Raw genomic sequence first — 25361 nt, forward strand, 5'->3', positions numbered from 1 at the left:
CCGAATATGATGCCAATCATGGATAACAATCAACCACCGAATATGATGCCATATCAAATGCCGTATCAACAGCCTATGATGCCGCCGAATCCATATTATCAACAACCAAATCCATATCAAATGCCATATCAGCAAGGAGCGCCGTTTGGACCGCAATATACGTCTATGCCAAACACGAATATGATGCCAATGGATAATAATATGCCGCCGCTTGTGCAGGGTGAGGAAGATTGTGGATGCGGAGGAGAAAGTAGACTATATAGTCCACAACCAGGCGGTCCGCAATATGCGAATCCTTTATATTATCAACCAACTCAATCTGCATATGCACCACAGCCAGGAACGATGTATTATCAACCAGATCCACCAAATGTATTTGGAGAGCCCATTTCAGAAGAAGAGGACGAAGAAGAAGTTTAAAAAGGCGGGAGTATTCCCGCCTTTTTTGCATGCGTGTTAATTAAGGAAATGAAGGGTTTTTATGAAGTGCTAGAAAATTCCCAGTGAAATATTAACAGTGTAAAAACCCTCTCTGTTACTCATCATAAGAGGGAGCTTTTCAGAAGAGAAGCTCATTCTAACAGAGGGGGTTTTTGTATTGAATACGAAAGTAAAAGTGATTGCTGCTTCTTTGTTAGTTACCAGTGCATTAGCTGCATGTGGTACACCAAAAGATAACAATGCAATGGATGGACGTAACTACAATTACGAGCGTACATCTTATAATGATACACACCAGTATCGTGATAATGTAACGCGTAATGATCGCTATACAGATTATGTAACATATAGAAATGGTCGTAACGATACAGGATATAACAATTATTACCGAGATGTAAATTACAACGGTCAAATTGCTAATCCACATCCAACACGTAATATTACAATGAACAATTCATACATTAACAATGATGGTAAAACAGCAGAAAAAATTACAAATCGTGTGAAACGTATGAATAACGTGGACCGTGTGTCTACAGTTGTATATGGAAACGATGTGGCGATTGCGGTAAAACCGCGTAATACAGTGACAAATGAAACGGCGATGGCGAACGAAATTCGTCAAGCTGTTGTAAATGAAGTTGGAAACAGAAATGTCTATGTTTCTGTAAGAAATGATATGTTTACTCGTGTCGATGCAATGAGCACACGCCTACGTAACGGTACAGTTACAAACGATTTTAATCGTGATATAGGAAATATGTTCCGAGACATTCGTTACGGTTTAACTGGTACTATGCGATAGCAAAACAAAAGAGGAAGGGATAGCCCTTCCTCTTCATTCATCGTTGTCTTGTAAACGACGTTTTTTAATAAAATAACTAACGGAGTAAGAAACTAAAAAGCATATGAGGAAAACACTACCTGTTAGAATAGCTTCAAATAGAGGTCTTTCAGGAATGAAAATGAGATAAATAATAGTAATAATAATTCCAATAAGAAGAGAGCGTAAAACAAGCTTGTAATAAGGGGTTAATTTTATTTCCTTTTCGCCTTCTTCTACATCGATTGAAACACTTAACTGTAAATAAGCAAGTAAAATACTCGTAAGCATAAATAATAGCCATAATGGAGATTTTGTAATTTGATCAATTCCTTCAGTGAATCCGATATAGCCTAAAATCCCAACTACCCCAATGTATTGAAAAAGAAAGGCCATACGTATGTTTTTTAACGTTTGAAGAATGAGACGTTCATCCTTTATTTTTTCACAATATTCATCCCCTACTTATTATGATTTCGCTTTTATATCTATTGTAATATATATTAAAATTATCAATTTATAATTTACATAAAATAATTTGGATGAAAGAGGAAATAAGATATTTTTATAAACATGTTGCACTTATACTTTATTAATGTTATATTAACAAAGCGATGAGCTAATTTACGTAAGACGAGAGATATGCTTAAGTGCTAAACACGCGAATGTGGTCGCCTGGTCTCTCGCCGTAAACGCATCAAGACGCCTGCTTTGCAGGCGTCTTTCATTTTATATAAAAGTAAATGATACATGCAGATGAGGTAAATGCCTATCTGCATTTTTTATTTTTTCGAAAGAAATGTAATATGGATAAAACCCCCATTTCCGGAAAAACTACTAATGAAAGTTTGATTTTGCCTAGAAGAGGTGAACGGAAATGAAATGGATACTGATTGCGGTGCAAGCTTTCGTTATGATGTTTTGTTTCGTTTATGAAACGAATGTGAAGGCGGAAGGGCCAGTACCAGAAGTAACGAAAAAAGAACCCGAAGTTACAATTTTATTAGAGCGTATGTATGTTGATGGAGAAGTAAGTGAGGAAATACTTACAGAAAAAGTGGTGGATTTAGAAAAGTTTTTACAGCAGTATAAAGAATGGCAGCTCGTTGATCGTGATGATGTACAAATTGTATTGCAAAAGAAAGTTGATGATATTTCTCCGTTATTGAAAACGAGCGGTTATTTTGGCGTGTCAGAGGAAGGGATATTACAAATTTTCAAAGGTGTACCGAAAAGTGATAATGCGATTCACTCCTTCTTCCAAATTGATATGAAAAAGCTTGAGAGTTATGAGCGTGCGAAATTGAAGCGTGGTATTCGGATTAAATCAAAAGAAGGTTTTGTGAGAACGATTGAAAAAATGAAGCAATACGCAGTGCAAAATAAGAAAAAAAGCAGCTCATGGTGAGCTGCTTTTTTTTACTTATTCTTAGCTAAAATTTCTTTTGCGATTTCATCGATTAGCATATCTTTTCCGATTGGATTGAATGCTTTCGTATTGAAGATTTCGTTTGATACTTCATATACATGATTGTTTTTCACAGCTTTATTGTCTTTCCAAACGGCACTGTTTTTGTAGTCTTCGTAAACTTTATCAGCTTCGCCGCCAAAGTTTACAATAAACATTTGATCAGGTTGGAATGCAACAAGACCTTCTAGCGATACTTGCGCCATTGTTTGTTTTAAATCTGTACCTTTTGTTGCTGGAAGTTTTAAGTCATTAAAGATGACGTCACCGTATCCGAAGCTGCCGTATACGCGGAAGTTTTGTGGTGTAACTGCAACGAACATAAAGTTCTCATCTTTTGTTTTCTCTTTAATTTTTTTAGATAAAGAGTCTGCTTTCTTATCGTAGTCTGCAATCCATTTGTCTGCTTTCTTCTCTTCGCCAAATAGCTTACCTACTTCTTTAAATTTACCACGCCAGTCTTCTAAGTTTGTTTCTAGAACAACTGTAGGTGCAACCTTTTCTAGTTGATCATAAATTTTTAATTGACGGTTGTTTAAAATAATTAAGTCTGGTTTTAAAGCAGTAACAGCTTCTAAATCAACTTTAGGTGCCCAGTACCAACCTACTGCTTTTACTCCATCTAACTTATCTGTTAAGTGATTTTGGATTTTATCTTTATATGTATTTGCTGTACCAACAGGTTTGTGTCCAAGAAGTAATAGTTCTTCTGTTGATCCAGATAAGTCAACAATTCTCTTTGGATTTACTGGAATTGTTGCTTCACCTTTAGCATGTTTTACAACTTTTGTTTTCGGTTGTTCTTTTGCTTTCGATTCTTCTTTTTGAGAAGAGCAGCCAACGATAGAAAGAACAACAAGCATAATAGTAAATAAAATAAATAGCTTACGTTTCATCCTGATGTAACCCCTTTAATTAGTATTGATAATCATTATCGACCTCTGTATATTAAGGTGCTTTAACCTTTCTGTCAATGGAAAATAACAGAAGTTTCAAGTGGAGAACATTTGTTGGGGCAGTCTCGCTTTTCTATCATTAAATATGTTAAAATGGAATACATGATTTAAGAGGGAGAGATCGTATTTTGTTTGAATATGTTACAGGTTACGTGGAGTATGTAGGGCCGGAATATGTCGTAATTGATCATAATGGAATTGGTTATCAAATTTTCACACCGAATCCGTATGTATTTCAAAGAAGTAAGCAAGAAATCCGTGTCTATACATATCATTATGTGAGAGAAGATATTATGGCACTTTACGGGTTTAAAACACGTGAAGAGCGTTTATTATTTACAAAGTTGTTAGGCGTGTCTGGCATTGGGCCAAAAGGCGCTCTTGCAATTTTAGCTTCTGGTCAAACAGGACAGGTCGTTCAAGCGATTGAGCATGAAGATGAGAAGTTTTTAGTGAAATTCCCAGGCGTCGGAAAGAAAACAGCACGCCAAATGATTTTAGATTTAAAAGGAAAACTAGCAGATGTCGTACCAGATGCATTTGTTGATTTATTCTCAGACACAGAACGTTTTGATGAGAAGAAAGGTTCATCAGCTGAGCTTGATGAGGCACTGGAAGCTCTGCGTGCACTTGGATACGCAGAACGCGAAGTTTCTCGCGTTGTACCAGAGTTATTAAAAGAATCATTAACGACGGATCAGTATATTAAAAAGGCACTTAGTCTTTTACTAAATGGTAAGAGGTGAGTATAATGGACGAACGTCTCCTTTCAGGGGAATCTGCATATGAAGATTCGGATTTAGAATATTCATTACGGCCACAGACGCTCCGTCAGTATATTGGCCAAGATAAAGCGAAACATAATTTAGAAGTATTTATTGAAGCGGCGAAAATGCGTGAAGAAACGTTAGATCATGTGCTTTTATATGGACCACCAGGTCTTGGTAAAACGACGCTTGCGAATATTATTGCTAATGAAATGGGCGTTAATGTTAGAACAACTTCAGGTCCGGCAATTGAAAGACCAGGAGATTTAGCTGCTGTATTAACAGCGCTTCAGCCAGGAGATGTATTATTTATTGATGAAATTCATCGTTTGCATAGATCAATTGAAGAAGTATTGTATCCTGCAATGGAAGACTTTTGCCTTGATATCGTAATTGGAAAAGGGCCTTCAGCACGTTCTGTACGCCTAGATTTACCGCCATTTACATTAGTTGGAGCAACGACACGCGCCGGAGCATTATCAGCGCCGCTTCGTGACCGATTCGGTGTACTTTCAAGGTTAGAGTATTACACAGTAGATCAGCTTTCTGCGATTGTTGAACGTACAGCAGAAGTATTCGAAGTTGAAATTGATTCGTTAGCTGCACTAGAAATTGCAAGGCGTGCTCGTGGTACACCTCGTATTGCAAATCGTCTTTTAAGACGTGTACGTGATTTCGCGCAAGTTCGTGGTAACGGAACGGTTACGATGGAAATTACACAAATGGCATTAGAGCTACTGCAAGTAGATAAATTAGGTTTAGATCATATTGATCATAAATTACTGCTTGGTATTATTGAGAAATTCCGTGGTGGTCCAGTTGGATTAGAAACGGTTTCAGCAACAATTGGAGAAGAATCTCATACGATTGAAGATGTGTATGAGCCGTATTTATTACAAATTGGCTTTTTACAACGAACGCCAAGGGGCCGAATTGTAACGCCGCTTGCGTATGAACATTTCGGAATGGAGATACCAAAAGTATGACGGAGATGCCAAAGCTGCTTATTACAGCGGGGATCTTACTCATTGTTGTTGGATTAGCTTGGAAGTTCATTGGAAGGCTTCCAGGCGATATTTTTGTTAAAAAAGGAAACGTTACCTTTTATTTTCCTATCATTACATGTATTGTGTTAAGTATTGTATTATCTTTTATTATGTATATAATAAATCGATTCAAATAAGAAATAGGTGGATATAGCTATGGATATAAATCTGTTTGATTTTCATTTACCAGAAGAACTTATTGCACAAGTCCCGTTAGAAGATCGTGAAACATCAAGATTAATGGTGTTAGACCGTGAAACAGGTGATATTGAGCATAAACATTTTACGGACATTCTTTCCTACTTACATGAGGGGGATTGTTTAGTTTTAAATGAAACGAAAGTTATGCCTGCTCGTTTGCATGGTGTGAAAGAAGATACAGGCGCACACATTGAAGTACTTCTTTTAAAACAAGAAGAGGGCGATAAGTGGGAAACGCTTGTAAAGCCAGCGAAACGTGTAAAAGAAGGAACTGTTATCTCTTTTGGCGAAGGAAAATTAAAAGCAACTTGCACAGGAACTGCAGATCAAGGTGGACGTCAGCTTGAATTTTCATATGACGGCATCTTCTATGAAATTTTAGATGAACTTGGGGAAATGCCACTTCCTCCATATATTAAAGAGACGCTAGAAGATCGCGATCGCTATCAAACAGTATATGCGAAAGAAATTGGTTCAGCAGCAGCGCCGACTGCGGGACTTCACTTTACAGAAGAGTTACTTGAGAAGTTAAAGCAAAAAGGCGTTCAGTTAGCATTCATTACACTTCACGTAGGACTTGGAACATTTAGACCAGTTTCTGCAGATACGATTGAAGAACACCATATGCACGCAGAATATTACCATATGTCTGAAGAGACAGCGGCATTATTAAATCGTGTAAAAGAGAATGGTGGACGTATTATTACTGTAGGTACGACATCAACTCGTACGTTAGAAACAATTGCAACAGATCATAACGGTAAGCTTTGCGCCGCTTCTGGATGGACAGATATTTTCATGTATCCGGGATATGAATTTAAAGCAATTGATGGTTTAATTACAAACTTCCACTTGCCGAAATCAACATTAATCATGCTTGTAAGTGCATTTGCAAATAGAGATAATGTACTTCATGCTTACAATGAAGCAGTAAAAGAAAAATATCGTTTCTTTAGCTTCGGTGATGCAATGTTCGTTGCATCTCACGCTAAAATGAGAAACAAATAAAAGGAGTAAGTTATGACAGCAATTCGTTATGAATTTATTAAGACATGTAAACAAACGGGTGCCCGTTTAGGTCGTGTGCATACACCGCACGGTTCATTTGATACACCAACATTTATGCCAGTTGGTACACTTGCGACAGTTAAGACAATGTCACCAGAAGAATTAAAAGCAATGGATTCTGGCATTATTTTAAGTAATACGTATCATTTATGGCTACGTCCAGGTCATGAAATTATTCGTGAAGCAGGCGGCTTGCATAAATTTATGAACTGGGATCGTGCAATCTTAACAGATTCTGGTGGTTTCCAAGTATTCAGTTTAAGTGACTTCCGTCGTATTGAAGAGGAAGGCGTTCACTTCCGTAACCACTTAAATGGAGATAAATTATTCTTATCACCAGAAAAAGCGATGGAAATTCAAAATGCATTAGGTTCAGATATTATGATGGCATTTGATGAGTGTCCACCATTCCCAGCTACTTTTGAATATATGAAGAAGTCTGTAGAACGTACAAGCCGTTGGGCAGAACGTTGCTTAAAAGCGCATGAACGTCCACAAGATCAAGGTTTATTCGGTATTGTACAGGGCGGGGAGTACGAAGAGCTTCGTCGTCAAAGTGCAAAAGACCTTGTTTCAATGGACTTCCCTGGTTACGCTGTAGGTGGTTTATCTGTAGGTGAGCCGAAAGATATTATGAACCGTGTACTTGAGTTTACAACACCACTTCTTCCAGATAATAAGCCACGTTACTTAATGGGAGTAGGTTCTCCTGACTCATTAATCGATGGTGCAATTCGTGGTATTGATATGTTTGACTGCGTACTTCCAACTCGTATCGCTCGAAATGGTACATGTATGACAAGTGAAGGTCGTCTAGTTGTAAAAAATGCGAAATTTGCAAGAGACTTCGGTCCGCTTGATCCAAATTGTGATTGCTATACATGTAAAAATTACTCTCGTGCGTACATTCGTCACTTAATGAAATGTGATGAAACGTTCGGAATTCGTTTAACGTCTTATCACAACCTTCATTTTCTGTTAAACTTAATGGAGCAGGTGAGACAAGCTATTCGTGAAGACCGTCTTGGCGATTTCCGCGAAGAATTCTTTGAACAGTATGGCTTTAATAAACCGAATGCTAAAAACTTCTAATACATAATTTAAAAGGAGGAACAAAAGATGAATGCAGGTATGATGAATATCGTTATGATTGTTGCGATGTTTGCGATTTTCTATTTCTTATTAATTCGCCCGCAACAAAAGCGTCAAAAAGCAGTTGCTCAAATGCAAAACGAATTAGCAAAAGGTGATGCTATCATAACAATTGGTGGCTTACACGGTACAATCGAATCAGTAGATGACACGAAAATTGTTATTAAATCTGGTGGTTCACACTTAACTTTCGATCGCAATGCGATTCGTGAAGTTGTGAAAAACTAATGTGGAAGGCCCTGCATGAAATGTGCAGGGCCTTTTTTAGTTACTTTGCTTTGACATATTTACACCGAAAATACCACCGAGTGTACTCGCCCCCATTAATGCTAATTGATAAAGTAATTGTGAGTTCGATAAAGTTTGAGAAAAGCCTAAATAGTTAACTAGAAAAACGAGTATAGTGAACGTGAGACCTGTTGTGAGACCTACTAGCCACCCTTTCCCCTGTGCTTTGTTGCCAGCAATAAAACCAGACATAAGCATAGATAAAAGAGCGAGTATAAAAATAGTAACGGCTAATGTCCCTTCGTTTATATTCGTAAACTTTAATAAAAGAGCCATAATCATGCTAGTAAGAGATGCGAGAATTAATAGTGTAGTAATACCGAATCCGATTGCAGTGGATAATTTTTTCGTTCCATCCATTTATACATTCCCCCTTTTTAATACAAGCATATTTTCCTTTTGTCTAAGTTAGACTAGTTTCTTTTTTATAGGGGAGTCTATACGTAAAAAAGGAGATGTAGAAATGGAATGGATATCAATAATTGGACGGACAATGCTTTTGTATACCATCATCTTAATTATTTTTCGTCTTATGGGTAAACGTGAGATAGGAGAGCTAAGTGTATTAGATTTAGTCGTATTTATTATGCTTGGAGAAATGGCTGTAGTAGCAATTGAAAATACCGATAAATCACTTTGGCATCAATTAATTCCGATGACTTTTCTTATGTGCATCCAAATTATTTTGTCAGTCATTTCCCTAAAGTATCAACGCTTTCGGCATTTAATAGAAGGTGAGCCGGCTATTCTTGTAAACGCGGGGAAGATTGATGAAAAGAAGATGAGAAAGCAACGTTATAATATAGATGATTTAATGATGCAATTAAGGGAGCAAGGAGTTGGAGATATTCGGGATGTAGAATATGCTATTTTGGAACCGTCTGGGAAGTTATCTGTCTTTCAAAAACAAAAAAATAAACAGGATGTATTGCAGTTTACTCTTCCTCTTATTATTGATGGAGAAATTCAATCTAGTCATTTACAAATGATTGAACATACAGATGAATGGCTTATTGAGAAATTAAAAAACTTAGGTTATAACGATGTGACACAAATTTTATACTGTAGTTTTCAAAACGGAAAATTTTTTGTTGATGTAAAAGAAAATTAGAGATTTATTCTTTGAAAGAGTAAGAATGATTAGTTTAACTAATAATCAGTGGAGATTACCCCACTGATTAAAGTTTCAACTTATTTCAAAAATGAAAGTTTACGAATGATAGGGAGACGACTTAACTCTTCTTTTCGAATGAGTTTGAAGGTGAAGAGAAGTACGATATAAACAATTGTTGTTAAAGTGATTTCCCATAATGTTTGTATGCCGAGGGAATGAGAGAAAATAATATATTTATGAATATAAAAACCGAAGGCGCCTGCGATACCGATGGCAAGTCCGCCGAAAATATAGTCTTTTGCGTAAATGGTAAATGTAATCTTTTTTAAAACAGTAGCGTAGTGAAGAAATGTTACTGTTACAATATTTGCAGCGATAGCGAGAGCAACTCCCATCATTTGAAATTCTGGCCTTGAGGCTAGTACAAAAATAACAATTAATTTCACGGTGGCGCCAATAAATGTATTCATCATTGCAGCTCTTGCTAAGTTTAAAGCTTGCAAAACAGAGGTCAGTGGACTTTGGAAATAATGAAATAAAAAGCAAGGTGCAAGAAGTTGAATGAATGCTGTTGCGCTGTCTGATCCGTACATAAGAGTTAAAACAGGAGAAGCGAATACATATAATATAACGACAGACCATCCCCCGGTAATTAATGAAATTCGAAGTGCTTGTTGTAAGCGGTGCTCCACTAATTTATGTTGTCTTTTTGCCATCGCTTCACTAATAGAAGGGACGAGCGCTGTAGAAAGAGCGTATGTAATAAAGGCGGGTAGTGATAGGAGCGGGAATGCATAACCGTTTAACATGCCGTATTGCTGGGTTGCAACAGAAGCAGCGACACCAGCGATTGCTAAGCTTTGCATAACGACAATAGGTTCAAAAAAATATGAAACGGAGCCGATTAAACGACTTCCTGTAGTGGGAAGAGCTATATCCATAAGGGAATAAAATGTTCCTTTGCTCTCCTTTACAGTAGTGAAAAATCCAGAGCGTATTGATAAATGTTTTTCGCGCTGAAATAACGTGAGTAAAAATAATAAGGATGCAACTTCACCGAGAACAGCTGATAACATAGCACCGGCTGCAGCATATTCTACGCCGTAAGGTAAAAATAATTGAATGCATATAGCGATAATGGTAATGCGGACAACTTGTTCTAGAACTTGTGCATAAGCGCTAGGTTTCATATTTTGTTTCCCTTGAAAGTAACCGCGCAAAACAGAAGAAATGGCAATAACAGGAACGACGGGCAAAATGGCTATTAATGGATAGTATGTTCTTTCGTCGGTTAATAATGTTTTTGCTAAAATAGGTGTGAGGAACATAATTCCGATTGTTAATATGATACTAATAACGGATGTAACAGCTAGTGATACAGTTAATATTTTTTTAACTCTTTGTTTATCGTTCACAGCTTCCGCTTCTGCTACAAATTTTGCGATTGCGACAGGAAGACCGATTTGTGTTAATGTAATTGCTAAAATGAATGTAGGAACGGCCATCATATAAAGACCAACGCCTTCTTCACCTAAAATACGTGCCATTACTATACGATTGATGAAACCGAGTATTTTTGTAATAAATCCGGCTATCATTAAAATAAATGCGCCTTTTAAAAAGCTTTGTCTCGTCATGTTCTTCTCCTACCTTCTCAAAATCAATGGAATGATTTACAATAATTTATATGCACGTACGAGACAAGAATGACAAGCATTTAAGAGAGTGAACTATGATAGCGCTCTTGAAAGTAGTTATTGCTGTCCATTAGAGCGGGATTAAAGCGACTTTTTCGTGCTGAAATAAGAAGGAGATGTTATAGATGTTAGATAAAGAGGCTTTGGTAGAATCATACCGCGGACAGTTACAAGTCGTTTTAGAAAGTAAAGTAGAAGAGTTTCACATGTTCGGTTACGACCGAGTGACAGATGATGATATTTGGAAGTTTCTCAAAGTGAAAAAGTGGAAAAAGATAGACAGTGATGTTAGATTATATGAATTGGTAAATGATGTATTAAGAGTAAGTGCTAATGAGTATATGACATATTTAACTGTTGAAGCGTACCAAGCGCCACTTTGGTCATTTGATGAGTACGAAAATAAATAACCGACTGCAATTGGTTTGTTCTTCCTTTTGCAGTATAATGATATGTATTGATAAAGAGGAAATAATTATGTCTAAGATTATATATAAAGGAGGTAGTGAAGAGGAAAATAAATGATGAAAGTCTAGGTAGTGTAAAAGCTTACCTATACAGCTAGTGATGAACTAGCAAAAATTATAGAAAGGAAGTCTACTAACTAGGCGTATGCACACGTATAAAAGTGAATCGTAAGAGATTTATTTAAAGTGTTAGTAGCAGAAAGAGGGTACATATGGCAAAGCGTGGTACGAGAATTGCCGCCTTTTTCCTCATCGTCTTATTAATCGGTGGAGTAATTGGTGCGGCGGGAAAAGACATAGCAAAAGGAATTAGTCTAGGACTAGACCTTCGCGGTGGTTTTGAAATTCTGTATGAAGTAAAACCAGCCAAAAAAGGTGATAAAATCGATCGAGACGTACTTGTAAGTACAGTAGGTGCTCTTGAAAATCGTGTCAATGTTCTCGGTGTAAGTGAGCCGAACATTCAAATCGAAGGGCAAGATCGAATTCGTGTACAGCTTGCTGGTGTACAAGATCAGCAAAAAGCACGTGAAATGTTATCAACACAAGCGAAATTAACATTCCGTGATGTGGATGATAACCTTCTTATGGATGGAACGGATTTAAAAGGCGGCGGAGCGAAGCAAACATTTGATGAGCAAGGCCGTGCGAGCGTAGGTCTTACACTAAAAAGCGCTGAAAAATTCCGTGAAGTAACTGAAAAAATTTCAAAAATGCCACCACCAACGAATTTAATGGTGATTTGGCTGGACTTTGAAGAAGGAAAAGATTCATATAAAGCAGAATCTGCAAAACCGAATCCGAAGTTCTTATCAGCAGCAACAGTAAGCCAAGTATTTAACCAAGCTGAAGTATCTATCGTAGGTGGAAACTTCACAGTTGAAAGTGCGAAACAACTTTCATCTTTATTAAATGCAGGTGCACTTCCTGTTGATTTAAAAGAAATGTATTCAACATCTGTTGGAGCGAAATTTGGTCAACAAGCATTAGATCAAACAATTTTCGCTAGTGCGATTGGTATCGCTCTTATTTTCTTATTTATGCTTGTGTATTACCGTTTACCAGGGCTTGTAGCTGTAATTATGTTAGGTCTATACATTTTCGTTACATTACTTGTCTTTAACTGGATGCATGCAGTTCTTACGTTGCCAGGTATTGCGGCGTTAGTGCTCGGGGTAGGTATCGCAGTTGATGCGAATATTATTACGTACGAGAGATTGAAAGAAGAGCTGAAAATTGGTAAGTCCATGATGTCAGCATTCCGAGCTGGTAACCATCGTTCATTAGCAACAATTCTAGATGCGAACGTTACGACTCTTGCAGCTGCAGGTGTGTTATTTGTATATGGTACAAGCTCAGTTCAAGGGTTTGCAACAAGTTTAATTGTAAGTATTTTAGTCGGTTTCATTACGAACGTATTCGGTACTCGTTTCTTACTAGGTTTACTTGTAAAGAGCCGTTACTTCGATAAAAAACCAGGATATTTTGGTGTGAAACAAAAGGATATTATTCCTTTAACAAAAGGTGTAGTACATCCACCAACGAAATTTGATCGTATTAACTTCGTAAATATCGGTCATAAATTCCTTATCTTCTCAATTGTAGTTGTAATTGCAGGTGCAATTATCCTGCCAATTTTCAAGTTGAATCTTGGTATTGACTTTGCAAGTGGTACACGTATGGACTTGCAATCAAAACAAGCAGTTACTGTGGCTGATGTTCATAAAGATTTTAAAGAGTTGAACATTGATGTGAAGGAAGAAAATATTGTACCGACTGGGGATGACAATAAAGGTTTCGCAGTTCGTACATTAGGTGTTTTATCAAAAGATGAAATTGCGAAAACAAAAACATTCTTCCATGATAAATATGGTACGGATCCAAACATAAGTACAGTTTCACCGACAATCGGTAAAGAGATTGCACGAAATGCATTTATCGCTGTACTAATTGCTTCTGCAGTTATCATTTTATACGTAAGTATTCGATTCCGATTTACGTATGCGTTATCTGCAGTGCTTGCGTTACTACATGACGCATTCGTTATGGTTGTTATGTTTAGCATTTTCCAATTGGAGGTAGACTTAACGTTTATCGCTGCAGTACTAACAATCATCGGTTATTCTATTAATGACTCGATTGTTACATTTGATAGAAACCGTGAATTATACAAACAGAAAAAACGAGTGCGCGATATAAAAGACCTAGAAGAAATCGTAAATGCAAGTATTCGCCAAACGCTTGGTCGTTCGATTAACACCGTATTAACAGTGTTACTCCCAGTAATTGCACTGCTTATCTTCGGTAGTGAGTCACTACGTAACTTCTCGTTTGCGTTGCTTGTTGGATTAATTGTAGGTACGTACTCTTCTGTTTTCGTTGCCTCTCAAATTTGGTTAATGCTTGAAAACCGTCGTTTGAAAAGAGGTAAAAACAAGAAGAAGGTTGAGAAAGTAGAATCTGAACCGCAAGTATAGAAAAGATGATGTCTCTTTATGAGGCATCTCTTTTTTCGTTTGTGGATACAATAAGATAGCAACTTTTTGATGGGAAGAAGATGGAAGAAAGTGGTGGTGTTATCGCTGTTTTTGTTAAAATAAAAAGATAGGTTAAGAAAAGAAGGGATTTTAATTATGGAAAAAGATGAACGTTTTAAACAGGCCGAGTTTGGTGCTATTGTCGGGATCGTTGGTAATATTATATTAGCAATTGTAAAGGCGGTAATTGGTTATATTGGGAACAGTAAAGCACTGTTAGCAGATGCGGTGCATTCTGCATCAGATGTAATTGGTTCGCTAGCTGTACTTTTTGGATTGCGAGCGGCAAAGCAGCCACCTGATGAAGATCATCCGTATGGTCATGGTAAAGCGGAATCGATTTCAGCGATTATTGTTGCGGTATTATTATTTATTGTGGGACTCGAGATAGCGATTTCGTCTATAAAAGCTTTTTCGCAGGAACTAGAACCACCGAAAGGAATTACGATTTTTGCTGTTGTTCTTTCGATTATCGTGAAAGAAGGAATGTTCCAATATAAATTCCGATTAGGGAAGAGGGTAAATAGTGATGCAATTATTGCAAATGCATATGAGCACCGTTCGGATGTATTTTCTTCAATTGCAGCTTTAATCGGTATTTGTGCAGCTATAATCGGTGGTAAGCTTGGTATAGACTGGCTTGTATACGCTGATCCGATTGCAGGATTAGCTGTTTCACTTCTTGTTGTAAAAATGGCATGGAGCATTGGAGCGGAAGCAATTCATGCAACGCTTGACCATGTTCTTCATGAGGAGGATGTTATTCCGCTTAGAGAAGCAGTTCTTCAAGTAGATGGTGTGAAAAAAATTGGTTCTTTATATGCACGGGAGCATGGTCATTATGTTATTGTCGATATTAAAGTGTCTGTAGATCCATACATTACTGTAGAAGAAGGACACCGCATTGGAAAACATGTGAAAGAAATACTTATGAAACAAGAGAATGTACAAAATGTATTCGTACATATAAATCCGTATTCTCCAAATTAAACATCATTAACATTTTTGTATATAGATATTGCATCGTAGTTTGCATTATATTGTCACCCCTTAATCTGTCTTGTATAATAAACAGGTTAAGGGGTGATTTCGTGTTACAACCGAAGACGCGTTGGAAAGAAAAAGAATATAATGACGAGCGAGTGAGTGAATTAGCAAGTAAATTACAGTTATCGCCACTTGTCGTTTCATTATTCCTCGGTAGAGGACTAGATACAGAAGATAAGATTTTAGATTTTTTAAATACAGAAAATCAAGAATTTCATGATCCATTTTTATTAGAAGGAATGGATAGAACGGTAGAACGTGTAAATAAGGCGATTCAAAATGGAGAGCAAATATTAATATTTGGTGATTACGATGCGGACGGAGTAAGTAGTACGACGGTTTTATATCTTGCTCTTCAAGAATTAGGTGCAGAAGTAGAATTTTACATTCCAAATCGTTTTACAGAAGGGTATGGACCGAACGAAGAAGCGTTTCGTTGGGCGCATAGCGCAGGGTTCTCACTGATTATTACTGTTGACACTGGCATCGCAGCAGTACATGAAGCGAATGTAGCAAAGGAGCTTGGAATAGATCTAATTATTACAGATCACCATGAGCCACCGCCAGAATTGCCAGAAGCACTTGCGATTATACATCCGAAATTAGAAGGTGGCCTATATCCGTTTCACTATTTAGCTGGTGTAGGTGTTGCGTTTAAAGTTGCGCATGCACTATTAGGCCGTGTACCAGAACATTTATTAGAGATTGCAGTAATCGGTACAGTAGCCGATTTAGTTTCACTTCATGGTGAAAATAGGTTGCTAGTGAAACGCGGTTTAAAACATATGCGTATGACGAAAAATATTGGTTTGAAGGCATTGTTTAAAGTTGCTAACGTTTCGCAAAGTGAAATTACAGAAGAGAGTATTGGCTTCTCAATTGCACCGCGTATTAATGCGGTCGGGCGTTTAGAAGATGCAACGCCGGCTGTACACCTTTTATTATCAGATGATCCTGAGGAAGCGAAAGAGTTGGCCGAAGAAATTGATGAGCTGAACAAACTGCGAAAAGATATTGTAAAGCAAATTACCGAAGAGGCTATCGCTGAAGTTGAAAATAACTTTCCGCCAGAAGAAAACAAAGTATTAGTACTTGCAAAAGAAGGTTGGAATCCAGGTGTAATTGGGATTGTCGCTTCTAAATTAGTTGAACGTTTTTATCGTCCGACTATTGTATTATGCATTGATCCTATAAAAGAAACAGCAAAAGGCTCAGCGCGTAGTATTGCAGGATTTGATTTGTTTGCAAATTTATCAGATTGTAGAGAGTTATTGCCACACTTCGGAGGGCATCCGATGGCAGCTGGGATGACGCTACATATGAATGATGTAGATGAATTACGCCGTCGCTTAAATGAACAGGCAGATGCAATTTTAACAGAAGAAGATTTTATTCCAATTACAGCAGTTGATGTTTTTTGTAAAGTGGAGGATGTAACGCTAGCGGCAATTGAAGATATGCAGAAGTTAGCACCATTTGGTGTTGGAAATCCGAAACCACGTATTGCAGTGAAAGATGCAGAGTTAGAAAGTATTCGCGCAATCGGATCAGATGGCTCTCATTTAAAAATGGCTCTTCGTGATGGACAAGCAACACTGGATACAATTGGATTCGGTTTCGGTGCATATGCGAAAGAAATCTCTCCAGTTGCAAAAGTATCTGTAATAGGAGAAGCATCCATCAATGAATGGAACAATTTTAAGAAGCCACAATTAATGGTACAAGATATTGCTGTAGAGGCGTGGCAACTATTTGATTGGCGTAGTATGCGTAATGCAGAAGCAAATTTAGCAGAACTTCCGAAAGAAAAAATAACAATGGTGTATTTTTCTGAAGAGGTATTGAATAAATTTTCTTTAGAGGACTATAAAGAAAAGCTTATGCATGCGTCAGAAGTAACGCATTTAGATGATCAATACATCGTGTTACTCGATTTGCCAAACGGAACAGATGAATTACGTGAGTTATTTAAAGTAGGATTCCCAGCGCGAATTTATACGCTGTTTTATCAAGAAAATAACCATCTATTTAGTACAGTTCCTACGAGAGAACACTTTAAATGGTACTATTCTTTCTTAAGCCAAAAAACACCATTTTCTTTAAGACAATATGGAGAACAACTATGTCGCCATAAAGGCTGGTCAAAAGATACAGTAAATTTCATGACACAGGTGTTTTTTGAGTTAGAATTTGTTACAATAAAAGATGGCGTCATTTTTATGGCAGACAAAAAACAAAAGCGTGATTTAATTGAATCGAACACATATCGTGAGAAAATGAACCACTTACAATTAGAAAAAGAATTGGTTTATAGCACATATCAGCAACTATATACATGGTTTGAAACGATTCGTAATCATAAAGAAGTAGAACAGTTAGGGTAAAGGATTTGTATTTACAAACCTTTTAGATCTGAGGAGGATTCAGAAATATGGATTTCAAGCAACATATCGCAATTGTACCGGATTATCCGAAAGAAGGTATTGTGTTTAAAGACATTACACCTTTAATGAATGACGGTAAAGCATACAAAGCAGCAACAGATGCAATCGTTGAGTACGCAAAAGAAAGAGATATCGATGTTGTAGTAGGACCAGAAGCTCGTGGTTTCATTATCGGTTGCCCAGTTTCTTATGCGTTAGAAGTAGGATTTGCGCCAGTTCGTAAATTAGGAAAATTACCACGTGAAGTAATTACAGTTGATTACGGTAAAGAATATGGAACGGATGTTTTAACAATCCATAAAGATGCAATTAAGCCAGGTCAACGCGTATTAATTACAGATGATCTATTAGCTACAGGTGGAACAATCGAAGCGACAATTAAGTTGGTTGAAGAGCTAGGCGGAGTTGTAGCAGGGATTGCATTCTTAGTAGAGCTTACTTACTTAGATGGTCGTAAAATGTTAGATGGTTACGATGTATTAGTATTAGAAAAATACTAATCACTATATAGGTAAAACTACGGTGATAAAAAGTACCCGTGAATCTCTTGGAGAGGAGCGGGTACTTTTGTATAATTGAACAAAAAATCATGGTGAAATGTCAGTAAAATCTTTTCCTTTTCACAATTCACAATCATTGGGTTATAATGATAGAATATAATTTATTCTATTAAATAAAGATAAAGTCAATTTTCAATAAAAGGTGATTCGATGGCAAATGAGCAGGTACTAACAGCTGAACAGGTACTCGAGAAAGCAAGTCAATATTTAGCGGATGAAGATATTGAGCTAGTGGCACGTGCCTATGAATATGCACGTGATGCGCATAGCGAACAATATAGAAAATCGGGTGAACCGTATATTATTCATCCGATTCAAGTTGCAGGTATTTTAGTTGATTTACACATGGATCCAGCTACGGTATCAGCAGGTTTCTTACATGATGTAGTGGAAGATACAGAGATTACGTTAGAAGATATTGAACGGGAATTTAACAAAGAAATTGCTATGCTTGTTGATGGTGTTACAAAGCTTGGGAAAATCAAATATAAATCTCACGAACAACAACAAGCAGAAAACCATCGCAAAATGTTTATTGCAATGGCTCAAGATATTAGAGTTATTTTAATTAAACTAGCTGATCGTCTTCATAACATGCGTACATTGAAACATTTGCCTCAAGAGAAGCAGCGTCGCATAGCGAATGAAACGTTAGAAATCTTTGCACCTTTAGCACATAGACTCGGAATTAGTACTATTAAATGGGAGCTAGAGGATACGTCACTTCGCTATTTAAATCCACAGCAATATTATCGTATTGTAAATTTAATGAAGCGTAAACGTGCAGAACGTGAAGAATATTTAGACGAAGTAATGACTGGTATTCGTGAGAAATTAAAAGAAGTTGCAATTCAACCTGAGATTTCTGGAAGACCGAAACATATTTACAGTATTTATCGTAAAATGGCACTGCAAAATAAGCAGTTCAATGAAATTTACGATTTATTAGCTGTACGTGTTGTTGTAAATAGTATTAAAGATTGTTATGCGGTGCTTGGAATTATTCATACGTGCTGGAAGCCGATGCCAGGTCGTTTTAAAGATTATATTGCAATGCCAAAAGCAAATCTATATCAATCTCTTCATACGACCGTAATTGGACCGAAAGGTGACCCACTTGAAGTGCAAATTCGTACGAAAGAAATGCACGAAATTGCAGAATTCGGGATTGCGGCACACTGGGCGTATAAAGAAGGAAAAACAGCAGAAACAACAGGTACATTAGAGAAGAAACTCACATGGTTCCGTCAAATATTAGAATGGCAAAATGAAGCTTCTAATGCAGAAGAATTTATGGAGTCATTAAAAATTGATTTATTCTCTGACATGGTATTCGTCTTTACACCGAAAGGCGATGTAATGGAATTACCACTTGGATCGGTTCCGATTGATTTCGCGTATCGTGTCCATTCGGAAATTGGGAATAAAACAATTGGTGCAAAAGTAAACGGTAAAATGGTGACGCTGGATTATAAATTAAAAACAGGCGACATCATTGAAATTTTAACGTCGAAACATTCCTATGGCCCAAGTCAAGATTGGGTAAAACTTGCTCAAACATCTCATGCAAAAAATAAAATTCGTCAATTCTTTAAGAAACAACGTAGAGACGAAAATATTGAAAAAGGCCGTGAACTTGTTGAAAAGGAAGTACGTGGTCTAGAGTATGAGATGAAAGAAGTATTAGCGCCTGATAACTTAAAACGCGTCGCTGAGAAATTTAACTTTGCAAATGAAGAAGATATGTTTGCAGCAGTTGGATATAGCGGAATTACAGCTTCGCAAATTGTTACGCGACTAACGGACAAGTTCCGCAAACAACGCGAAGAAGAAGAGATTGTTGAAGTTAAAGAAGTTCGTAAACCGATGAAAATTCGAAAATGGGATTCTGGTGTAAAAGTAAGCGGTGCTGATAATTTATTAATCCGTTTATCGAAATGCTGTAACCCAGTTCCGGGCGATGATATCGTTGGATATATTACAAAAGGCCGAGGCGTATCGATTCACCGCCGTGATTGTGTAAATGTTCATACAGAAGAAGCTGTAGAAAGATTATTAGAAGTAGAGTGGGAAGGTAGCCCTGAAAAAGAAATTGAGTATAACGTTGATATTGAAATTTCAGGTTACGATCGCCGTGGTTTATTAAATGAAGTACTGCAAGCTGTTACAGAGACGAAAACGTACATTTCAGCTGTTTCTGGTAGAAGTGACCGTAATAAGATGGCGACAATTAATATGTCAATCTCAATTCGTAACTTACAACATTTGAAAAAAGTAGTAGAACGCATTAAACGTGTTCCGGAAATTTATGCAGTACGACGCATGATGCATTAATAGGGAGTGTAGAAAGATGAGAGTTGTTTTACAACGATCAAAGAAAGCGTCTGTCACGGTAGACGGTGAGATCGTAGGACAAATTCCGTTCGGTTTAACATTACTAGTTGGCATTACGCACGAAGATACAGAAAAAGATGCAACTTACATTGCGGAAAAAATTTCAAACTTACGTATTTTTGAAGATGAGAGCGGAAAGATGAATCATTCTGTACTTGATGTAGAAGGACAAGTTCTATCTATTTCGCAATTCACATTATACGGAGATTGTCGCAAGGGGAGACGTCCAAACTTTATGGATGCTGCGAAACCTGACTATGCAGAGCGTTTATACGATTTCTTTAATGAAGAAGTTCGCAAACAAGGATTGCATGTAGAAACAGGGAAATTCGGAGCAATGATGGACGTTTCTTTAATCAATGATGGTCCGGTGACCTTAATTGTAGAAAGTAAATAGTGTTGATAAAAAAGAGAGGGTTATATAATCCTCTCTTTTTTATACATTGTTGTATGTTTTGTTCATTTATCATACGATTAATTTGAAGGGGAATAAAAGGAAAAGAAGGTGTAGTATGCTTCAAGAATTTAATATAGCTTTACGTTTTATGCTAGAGTTATGTATTCTTGGGATTGTTGGATACTGGGGGTTTCGAGTAGGAACAACAACAGCTATAAAAATTACACTTGCTATTATTATTCCGATTGTTGTTACTGCCATTTGGGGGTTATTTGGAGCTCCACATGCAGAATGGGAAGTAAAAGGTATATTACATGTATTATTAGAAATTATCGTATTTGGAGTAGGTGTTGCAGCATTATATCATTTGAAGCATCATATGCTAGCAAGTGGACTGGCTATTGTTATTGTTATAAATCGAATACTAATGTTTATTTGGAATCAATAGCAGTTTCGGTTATGTATAACTCTCTCATCAATATGGAACAATAAAAAGTAAAACATCCATATTGAATGTGAGGGATATACGTATGCGCATGAATGAAAAAGGGCATTCTGTTACAAATGGTGCAAATCAACTATTTAACGTGAATTTTCATGATTTTATTTCAAAAGAGCAAAACAATACTTCAATGGAGCTTGCTTCCGAGTTTGGGATTTCTCTTCAAGATGTAAAGCGTCTAAAGAAGCAGATTGAACGTTCTTAGAGCACTTGACAATCCTACTTAACAAACGTATAGTAATTTTATATTTACATATGAATATAACCGTTGATAGAGAAGAGTAAATGAGACACACATGGAAAGAGAAGGAATGTCTTAGGCTGAAAACATTTCTGCATGATGACTGATTGAATGACACTCTAGAGGTTTCAACTTGAACGGCATATATGCTTAGTAGGGATGAACGCATATTTAAGCGTTATTAAAAAAGTGGAAGCATACGTGCTTCAATTAGGGTGGCACCACGGGTATAATACTCTCGTCCCTACTGTTTAAACAGTAGAGGCGGGAGTTTTTTTATTTTTATTAAGATTAAAACAATTTGAGGAGGAACTGAATATGTCTATTCAAATCCCACGCGGAACGCAAGATATTCTTCCAGGCACTGTTGAGTTATGGCAGTATATCGAAGGGCAAGCACGCGAAATTTGCCGTCGTTACAATTATAAAGAAATTCGTACACCAATTTTTGAGCACACGGAGCTATTTTTACGTGGTGTTGGTGATACGACAGATATCGTACAAAAAGAAATGTACTCATTCCAAGATCGTGGAGAGCGCAGCTTAACATTACGTCCAGAAGGTACTGCACCTGTTGTACGTTCTTACGTTGAAAATAAAATGTTTGGTGATGCAACACAACCAACGAAATTATACTATATCGGTCAAATGTTCCGTTATGAAAGACCACAAGCAGGTCGCTATCGTCAATTCGTACAATTCGGTATCGAAGCAATCGGCAGTAATGATCCTGCAATTGATGCAGAAGTAATTGCACTTGCTGTTGAATTTTACCGCGGCATGGGCTTAAAAAATATTAAAGTTGTATTAAACAGTTTAGGTGATGCAGCGAGCCGTCAAGCACACCGTGATGCATTAATCGCACACTTTGAGCCACGTATCGGCGAATTCTGCTCTGACTGTCAATCTCGCTTAGAAAAGAACCCACTTCGAATTTTAGACTGTAAGAAAGACCGTAACCATGAATTAATGGGAACAGCACCATCTATTACAGAATACTTAAACGAAGATTCAGCAGTATACTACGACAAAGTTCAAGAACTATTAACGATGATGGATGTTCCATTTGAAAAAGATCCGAACTTAGTACGTGGTTTAGACTACTATCAACACACTGTTTTTGAAATTATGAGTGAGGCAGAAGGTTTCGGTGCGATCACTACATTAAGCGGTGGTGGCCGTTATAACGGACTTGTACAAGAAATCGGTGGACCAGAAATGCCAGGTATCGGTTTTGCAATGAGTATTGAACGTTTAATTATGGCGCTAAAAGCTGAAAATATTGAATTACCACTTGAACATAGCATTGATTGTTACGTTGTAGCGCTCGGTGAAAAAGCGAAAGACCATGCTGCAAAAGTTGCGTTCAATCTTCGTAAAGCTGGATTGTCAGTTGAAAAAGATTATTTAGATCGCAAAATGAAAGCACAATTTAAATCAGCAGATCGTCTAAAGGCGAAATTTGTAGCTGTATTAGGAGAAGATGAGCTGGATAAAGGTATCATTAACTTAAAAGATATGGCAACAGGTGAACAAGAAGAAGTAGCGTTAGATGTATTTGCTTCATACGTAGCAGAGAAATTAATATAGGGGGAACTTACAGTGGCTGAAAGAACACATGCATGTGGAAAAGTAACAGTAGAAGCTGTTGGACAAACAGTTCAATTAAAAGGTTGGGTACAAAAACGCCGTGACTTAGGTGGATTAATCTTTATCGATTTACGTGACCGCACAGGTATCGTACAAGTTGTATTTAACCCAGAAACATCAAAAGAAGCGTTAGAAGTAGCAGAAACAATTCGTAGTGAATACGTATTACACGTAGAAGGTACAGTTGTTGAACGTGGTGAAGGCGCAATTAATGACAATATGGCAACTGGTCGTATTGAAGTACAAGCAACAAAAGTAAATGTACTAAATGCAGCGAAAACAACGCCAATTATCATTGCTGATGATACAGATGCATCAGAAGATGTGCGTTTAAAATATCGTTATTTAGACTTACGTCGTCCTGTAATGTTCAACACATTCAAAATGCGTCACGACGTAACAAAAACAATTCGTAATTTCTTAGATACAGAAGAGTTTTTAGAAGTCGAAACACCAATTTTAACGAAAAGCACGCCAGAAGGAGCTCGTGACTATTTAGTACCAAGTCGTGTACATGATGGTGAATTCTATGCATTACCACAGTCACCACAGTTATTTAAACAGCTTCTTATGGTCGGCGGATTTGAGCGTTACTATCAAGTAGCACGTTGTTTCCGTGACGAAGATTTACGTGCGGATCGTCAACCAGAATTCACGCAAATCGATATCGAAGCTTCATTCTTAACACAAGATGAAATTTTAGATATGATGGAGCGTATGATGACGAAAGTTATGAAGGATGCAAAAGGTGTAGAAGTTAGTGCACCATTCCCTCGTATGAAATATGCTGATGCAATGGCTCGCTACGGTTCTGATAAGCCAGATACACGCTTTGAAATGGAACTAACAGACTTATCTGAGTTTGCAGCAGGTTGTGGATTTAAAGTGTTTACAAGTGCTGTAGAAAGCGGCGGACAAGTAAAAGCAATTAATGCAAAAGGTGCTGCAAGTAAATACTCTCGTAAAGACATCGATGCATTAACTGAATTTGTGAAAGTATACGGTGCAAAAGGTCTAGCTTGGCTTAAAGTTGAAGAAGACGGCCTAAAAGGACCGATTGCGAAATTCTTCGGTGAAGAAGATGCAAACGTGTTAATGACTACATTAGAAGCTACTGCTGGCGACTTATTACTATTTGTAGCAGATAAGAAGAGCGTTGTTGCAGATAGCTTAGGCGCACTTCGTTTACGTCTAGGTAAAGAGCTTGAGTTAATTGACGAAAGTAAATTTAACTTCCTATGGGTAACTGATTGGCCACTTCTTGAGTACGATGAAGATGCAGATCGTTACTTCGCAGCTCACCACCCATTCACAATGCCATTCCGTGAAGATGTTGAGCTACTAGAAACAGCACCAGAAAAAGCACGTGCACAAGCATATGACCTTGTATTAAACGGTTATGAGCTTGGTGGCGGATCACTTCGTATTTACGAGCGTGACGTACAAGAAAAAATGTTCAAAGCACTTGGATTCTCACAAGAAGAAGCGCAAGAGCAATTCGGATTCTTATTAGAAGCATTCGAATACGGTACACCACCACACGGCGGAATCGCATTAGGTTTAGACCGTCTTGTTATGTTACTTGCAGGCCGTACGAACCTTCGTGATACAATTGCATTCCCGAAAACAGCAAGCGCAAGCTGCTTATTAACAGAAGCTCCAAGCCCAGTTGCAGAAGCACAGCTTGAAGAACTGAACTTAAAATTAAGCTTGAAAGAAGAGAAGTAAGAATAGGGTCTAGATGGTTATACTATAACCGTCTAGACTTTTTTTGAGAGGAAGTTTAAAAAAGTCCGGTTCAGATGGAGGTCGCATCTCGTCGTTACTTCGCCAGTCCGGTGCTCGAGTAGTTAAAGCTACACTGCGCTCCTCCTGGCATAAGCGCCTCGAGCTGCTCGTCCCTCTGAATCCTCCTTTTTAAACATGTATTGGAGAGGAAGTTTAAAAAAGTCCGGTTCAGATGGAGGTCGCATCTCGTCGTTGCTTTGCTAGTCCGGTGCTCGAGTAGTTAAAGCTACACTGCGCTCCTCTTGGCATAAGCGCCTCGAGCTGCTCGTCCCTCTGAATCCTCCTTTTTAAACATGTATTGAAAGGGAAGTTT

At 37.5% G+C, this 25361-nt stretch carries 24 protein-coding genes, 1 pseudogene and 1 other annotated feature; of the genes and pseudogenes, 21 read left to right on the forward strand and 4 right to left on the reverse strand.

Going from position 1 to position 25361, the window contains the following annotated elements; all coding sequences use genetic code 11:
* Together MR167_RS21670 and MR167_RS21675 are read left to right on the forward strand one after the other, a co-directional pair.
* A pseudogene (locus tag MR167_RS21670) lies at nt 1-420 on the forward strand (peptigoglycan-binding protein LysM); the annotation flags it as partial.
* A gap of 178 nt (nt 421-598) precedes the next feature.
* Nucleotides 599-1246 carry a YhcN/YlaJ family sporulation lipoprotein gene (locus MR167_RS21675; protein WP_001093530.1) on the forward strand — a complete coding sequence of 216 codons (648 nt, stop codon included), beginning with the start codon at nt 599-601 and terminating at the stop codon, nt 1244-1246.
* 33 nt (nt 1247-1279) lie between these two features.
* On the opposite strand, the gene MR167_RS21680 is transcribed toward MR167_RS21675, so the two are convergent.
* The gene (locus MR167_RS21680) at nt 1280-1660 is read right to left on the reverse strand and encodes a hypothetical protein (RefSeq protein ID WP_000874882.1); all 381 of its coding nucleotides are present in this window, start codon (nt 1658-1660) and stop codon (nt 1280-1282) included.
* Between the two features lie 481 nt (nt 1661-2141).
* Between MR167_RS21680 and MR167_RS21685 the strand changes: the two genes are divergently transcribed.
* Nucleotides 2142-2672, forward strand: coding sequence for a BofC C-terminal domain-containing protein (locus MR167_RS21685; RefSeq protein ID WP_000871202.1), 531 nt, complete (start codon nt 2142-2144; stop codon nt 2670-2672).
* Between the two features lie 11 nt (nt 2673-2683).
* On the opposite strand, the gene MR167_RS21690 is transcribed toward MR167_RS21685, so the two are convergent.
* Nucleotides 2684-3628, reverse strand: coding sequence for an iron-hydroxamate ABC transporter substrate-binding protein (locus tag MR167_RS21690; RefSeq protein ID WP_098829255.1), 945 nt, complete (start codon nt 3626-3628; stop codon nt 2684-2686).
* A gap of 188 nt (nt 3629-3816) precedes the next feature.
* On the opposite strand from MR167_RS21690, the gene ruvA reads away from it, so the two are divergent.
* Genes ruvA through yajC form a run of 6 tightly spaced genes read left to right on the forward strand, consistent with a single transcriptional unit; the run spans nt 3817 to nt 8150 of the window.
* Nucleotides 3817-4434 (forward strand): Holliday junction DNA helicase RuvA, encoded by a 618-nt coding sequence (gene ruvA / locus MR167_RS21695; RefSeq protein ID WP_000464511.1) that lies wholly within the window; start codon nt 3817-3819, stop codon nt 4432-4434.
* A gap of 5 nt (nt 4435-4439) precedes the next feature.
* Nucleotides 4440-5441: a Holliday junction branch migration DNA helicase RuvB gene (gene ruvB / locus MR167_RS21700; protein ID WP_000344464.1), complete on the forward strand. Its 1002-nt coding sequence runs from the start codon at nt 4440-4442 to the stop codon at nt 5439-5441.
* Nucleotides 5438-5638 carry a DUF2905 domain-containing protein gene (locus tag MR167_RS21705; protein ID WP_000138162.1) on the forward strand — a complete coding sequence of 67 codons (201 nt, stop codon included), beginning with the start codon at nt 5438-5440 and terminating at the stop codon, nt 5636-5638. Before ruvB ends, MR167_RS21705 begins: the two co-directional genes overlap by 4 nt.
* Before the next feature lie 19 nt (nt 5639-5657).
* Nucleotides 5658-6710 (forward strand): tRNA preQ1(34) S-adenosylmethionine ribosyltransferase-isomerase QueA, encoded by a 1053-nt coding sequence (queA, locus tag MR167_RS21710; RefSeq protein ID WP_000354016.1) that lies wholly within the window; start codon nt 5658-5660, stop codon nt 6708-6710.
* A 12-nt stretch (nt 6711-6722) separates the two neighbouring features.
* Entirely contained in the window at nt 6723-7862 is a 1140-nt protein-coding gene (tgt, locus tag MR167_RS21715; RefSeq protein WP_000125365.1) for a tRNA guanosine(34) transglycosylase Tgt, read from the forward strand.
* Between the two features lie 27 nt (nt 7863-7889).
* Nucleotides 7890-8150 carry a preprotein translocase subunit YajC gene (gene yajC, locus MR167_RS21720; protein ID WP_000991113.1) on the forward strand — a complete coding sequence of 87 codons (261 nt, stop codon included), beginning with the start codon at nt 7890-7892 and terminating at the stop codon, nt 8148-8150.
* 36 nt (nt 8151-8186) lie between these two features.
* On the opposite strand, the gene MR167_RS21725 is transcribed toward yajC, so the two are convergent.
* Nucleotides 8187-8570 carry a TIGR04086 family membrane protein gene (locus tag MR167_RS21725; RefSeq protein ID WP_000349145.1) on the reverse strand — a complete coding sequence of 128 codons (384 nt, stop codon included), beginning with the start codon at nt 8568-8570 and terminating at the stop codon, nt 8187-8189.
* 103 nt (nt 8571-8673) lie between these two features.
* Between MR167_RS21725 and MR167_RS21730 the strand changes: the two genes are divergently transcribed.
* Nucleotides 8674-9321 carry a DUF421 domain-containing protein gene (locus MR167_RS21730; RefSeq protein WP_000454822.1) on the forward strand — a complete coding sequence of 216 codons (648 nt, stop codon included), beginning with the start codon at nt 8674-8676 and terminating at the stop codon, nt 9319-9321.
* 80 nt (nt 9322-9401) lie between these two features.
* Here MR167_RS21730 and spoVB read toward each other — a convergent pair whose 3' ends face one another.
* Complete coding sequence (spoVB, locus tag MR167_RS21735) at nt 9402-10961, reverse strand: stage V sporulation protein B (protein WP_000198293.1); 1560 nt, start codon at nt 10959-10961, stop codon at nt 9402-9404.
* 185 nt (nt 10962-11146) lie between these two features.
* On the opposite strand from spoVB, the gene MR167_RS21740 reads away from it, so the two are divergent.
* From MR167_RS21740 to aspS, 11 genes are all read left to right on the forward strand, one after another.
* Entirely contained in the window at nt 11147-11431 is a 285-nt protein-coding gene (locus MR167_RS21740) for a post-transcriptional regulator (protein WP_000884549.1), read from the forward strand.
* Nucleotides 11432-11700: 269 nt separating this feature from the next.
* Complete coding sequence (secDF, locus tag MR167_RS21745; protein ID WP_001119077.1) at nt 11701-13965, forward strand: protein translocase subunit SecDF; 2265 nt, start codon at nt 11701-11703, stop codon at nt 13963-13965.
* A 156-nt stretch (nt 13966-14121) separates the two neighbouring features.
* Entirely contained in the window at nt 14122-15015 is an 894-nt protein-coding gene (locus MR167_RS21750) for a cation diffusion facilitator family transporter (protein WP_000409738.1), read from the forward strand.
* A 101-nt stretch (nt 15016-15116) separates the two neighbouring features.
* Complete coding sequence (recJ, locus tag MR167_RS21755; protein ID WP_000941232.1) at nt 15117-17456, forward strand: single-stranded-DNA-specific exonuclease RecJ; 2340 nt, start codon at nt 15117-15119, stop codon at nt 17454-17456.
* A gap of 47 nt (nt 17457-17503) precedes the next feature.
* Nucleotides 17504-18016 carry an adenine phosphoribosyltransferase gene (locus tag MR167_RS21760; protein ID WP_000346217.1) on the forward strand — a complete coding sequence of 171 codons (513 nt, stop codon included), beginning with the start codon at nt 17504-17506 and terminating at the stop codon, nt 18014-18016.
* A gap of 210 nt (nt 18017-18226) precedes the next feature.
* Nucleotides 18227-20410: a GTP diphosphokinase gene (gene relA / locus MR167_RS21765; RefSeq protein ID WP_001262795.1), complete on the forward strand. Its 2184-nt coding sequence runs from the start codon at nt 18227-18229 to the stop codon at nt 20408-20410.
* A gap of 16 nt (nt 20411-20426) precedes the next feature.
* The gene (locus tag MR167_RS21770; RefSeq protein WP_001266969.1) at nt 20427-20867 is read left to right on the forward strand and encodes a D-tyrosyl-tRNA(Tyr) deacylase; all 441 of its coding nucleotides are present in this window, start codon (nt 20427-20429) and stop codon (nt 20865-20867) included.
* A 115-nt stretch (nt 20868-20982) separates the two neighbouring features.
* Complete coding sequence (locus MR167_RS21775; protein WP_000938751.1) at nt 20983-21315, forward strand: YrdB family protein; 333 nt, start codon at nt 20983-20985, stop codon at nt 21313-21315.
* Nucleotides 21316-21397: 82 nt separating this feature from the next.
* On the forward strand, nt 21398-21574 hold the full coding sequence (locus MR167_RS21780) for a hypothetical protein (RefSeq protein ID WP_001242605.1): 177 nt from the start codon (nt 21398-21400) through the stop codon (nt 21572-21574).
* A 54-nt stretch (nt 21575-21628) separates the two neighbouring features.
* Nucleotides 21629-21859 (forward strand) — a binding site (T-box leader).
* A 69-nt stretch (nt 21860-21928) separates the two neighbouring features.
* The gene (gene hisS, locus MR167_RS21785; protein WP_000027086.1) at nt 21929-23200 is read left to right on the forward strand and encodes a histidine--tRNA ligase; all 1272 of its coding nucleotides are present in this window, start codon (nt 21929-21931) and stop codon (nt 23198-23200) included.
* A gap of 12 nt (nt 23201-23212) precedes the next feature.
* The gene (aspS, locus tag MR167_RS21790) at nt 23213-24988 is read left to right on the forward strand and encodes an aspartate--tRNA ligase (protein ID WP_000840901.1); all 1776 of its coding nucleotides are present in this window, start codon (nt 23213-23215) and stop codon (nt 24986-24988) included.
* Nucleotides 24989-25361: the final 373 nt, after the last annotated feature.

It is taken from the genome of Bacillus cereus group sp. BfR-BA-01355 (assembly GCF_022663675.1).
Taxonomy (GTDB): domain Bacteria; phylum Bacillota; class Bacilli; order Bacillales; family Bacillaceae_G; genus Bacillus_A; species Bacillus_A thuringiensis_S.

What these genes read in the sequence shown, in the direction of transcription:
- secDF (WP_001119077.1), top strand. Translation starts at nt 11,701, where the DNA reads ATGGCAAAGCGTGGTACGAGAATTGCCGCCTTTTTCCTCATCGTCTTA.
- queA (WP_000354016.1), top strand. Translation starts at nt 5,658, where the DNA reads ATGGATATAAATCTGTTTGATTTTCATTTACCAGAAGAACTTATTGCA.
- MR167_RS21780 (WP_001242605.1), top strand. Translation starts at nt 21,398, where the DNA reads ATGCGCATGAATGAAAAAGGGCATTCTGTTACAAATGGTGCAAATCAA.
- MR167_RS21775 (WP_000938751.1), top strand. Translation starts at nt 20,983, where the DNA reads ATGCTTCAAGAATTTAATATAGCTTTACGTTTTATGCTAGAGTTATGT.
- MR167_RS21760 (WP_000346217.1), top strand. Translation starts at nt 17,504, where the DNA reads ATGGATTTCAAGCAACATATCGCAATTGTACCGGATTATCCGAAAGAA.
- MR167_RS21690 (WP_098829255.1), bottom strand. Translation starts at nt 3,628, where the DNA reads ATGAAACGTAAGCTATTTATTTTATTTACTATTATGCTTGTTGTTCTT.
- MR167_RS21705 (WP_000138162.1), top strand. Translation starts at nt 5,438, where the DNA reads ATGACGGAGATGCCAAAGCTGCTTATTACAGCGGGGATCTTACTCATT.
- MR167_RS21680 (WP_000874882.1), bottom strand. Translation starts at nt 1,660, where the DNA reads ATGGCCTTTCTTTTTCAATACATTGGGGTAGTTGGGATTTTAGGCTAT.
- tgt (WP_000125365.1), top strand. Translation starts at nt 6,723, where the DNA reads ATGACAGCAATTCGTTATGAATTTATTAAGACATGTAAACAAACGGGT.
- MR167_RS21770 (WP_001266969.1), top strand. Translation starts at nt 20,427, where the DNA reads ATGAGAGTTGTTTTACAACGATCAAAGAAAGCGTCTGTCACGGTAGAC.
- MR167_RS21725 (WP_000349145.1), bottom strand. Translation starts at nt 8,570, where the DNA reads ATGGATGGAACGAAAAAATTATCCACTGCAATCGGATTCGGTATTACT.
- MR167_RS21740 (WP_000884549.1), top strand. Translation starts at nt 11,147, where the DNA reads ATGTTAGATAAAGAGGCTTTGGTAGAATCATACCGCGGACAGTTACAA.
- ruvB (WP_000344464.1), top strand. Translation starts at nt 4,440, where the DNA reads ATGGACGAACGTCTCCTTTCAGGGGAATCTGCATATGAAGATTCGGAT.
- MR167_RS21750 (WP_000409738.1), top strand. Translation starts at nt 14,122, where the DNA reads ATGGAAAAAGATGAACGTTTTAAACAGGCCGAGTTTGGTGCTATTGTC.
- relA (WP_001262795.1), top strand. Translation starts at nt 18,227, where the DNA reads ATGGCAAATGAGCAGGTACTAACAGCTGAACAGGTACTCGAGAAAGCA.
- MR167_RS21730 (WP_000454822.1), top strand. Translation starts at nt 8,674, where the DNA reads ATGGAATGGATATCAATAATTGGACGGACAATGCTTTTGTATACCATC.
- spoVB (WP_000198293.1), bottom strand. Translation starts at nt 10,961, where the DNA reads ATGACGAGACAAAGCTTTTTAAAAGGCGCATTTATTTTAATGATAGCC.
- MR167_RS21685 (WP_000871202.1), top strand. Translation starts at nt 2,142, where the DNA reads ATGAAATGGATACTGATTGCGGTGCAAGCTTTCGTTATGATGTTTTGT.
- yajC (WP_000991113.1), top strand. Translation starts at nt 7,890, where the DNA reads ATGAATGCAGGTATGATGAATATCGTTATGATTGTTGCGATGTTTGCG.
- hisS (WP_000027086.1), top strand. Translation starts at nt 21,929, where the DNA reads ATGTCTATTCAAATCCCACGCGGAACGCAAGATATTCTTCCAGGCACT.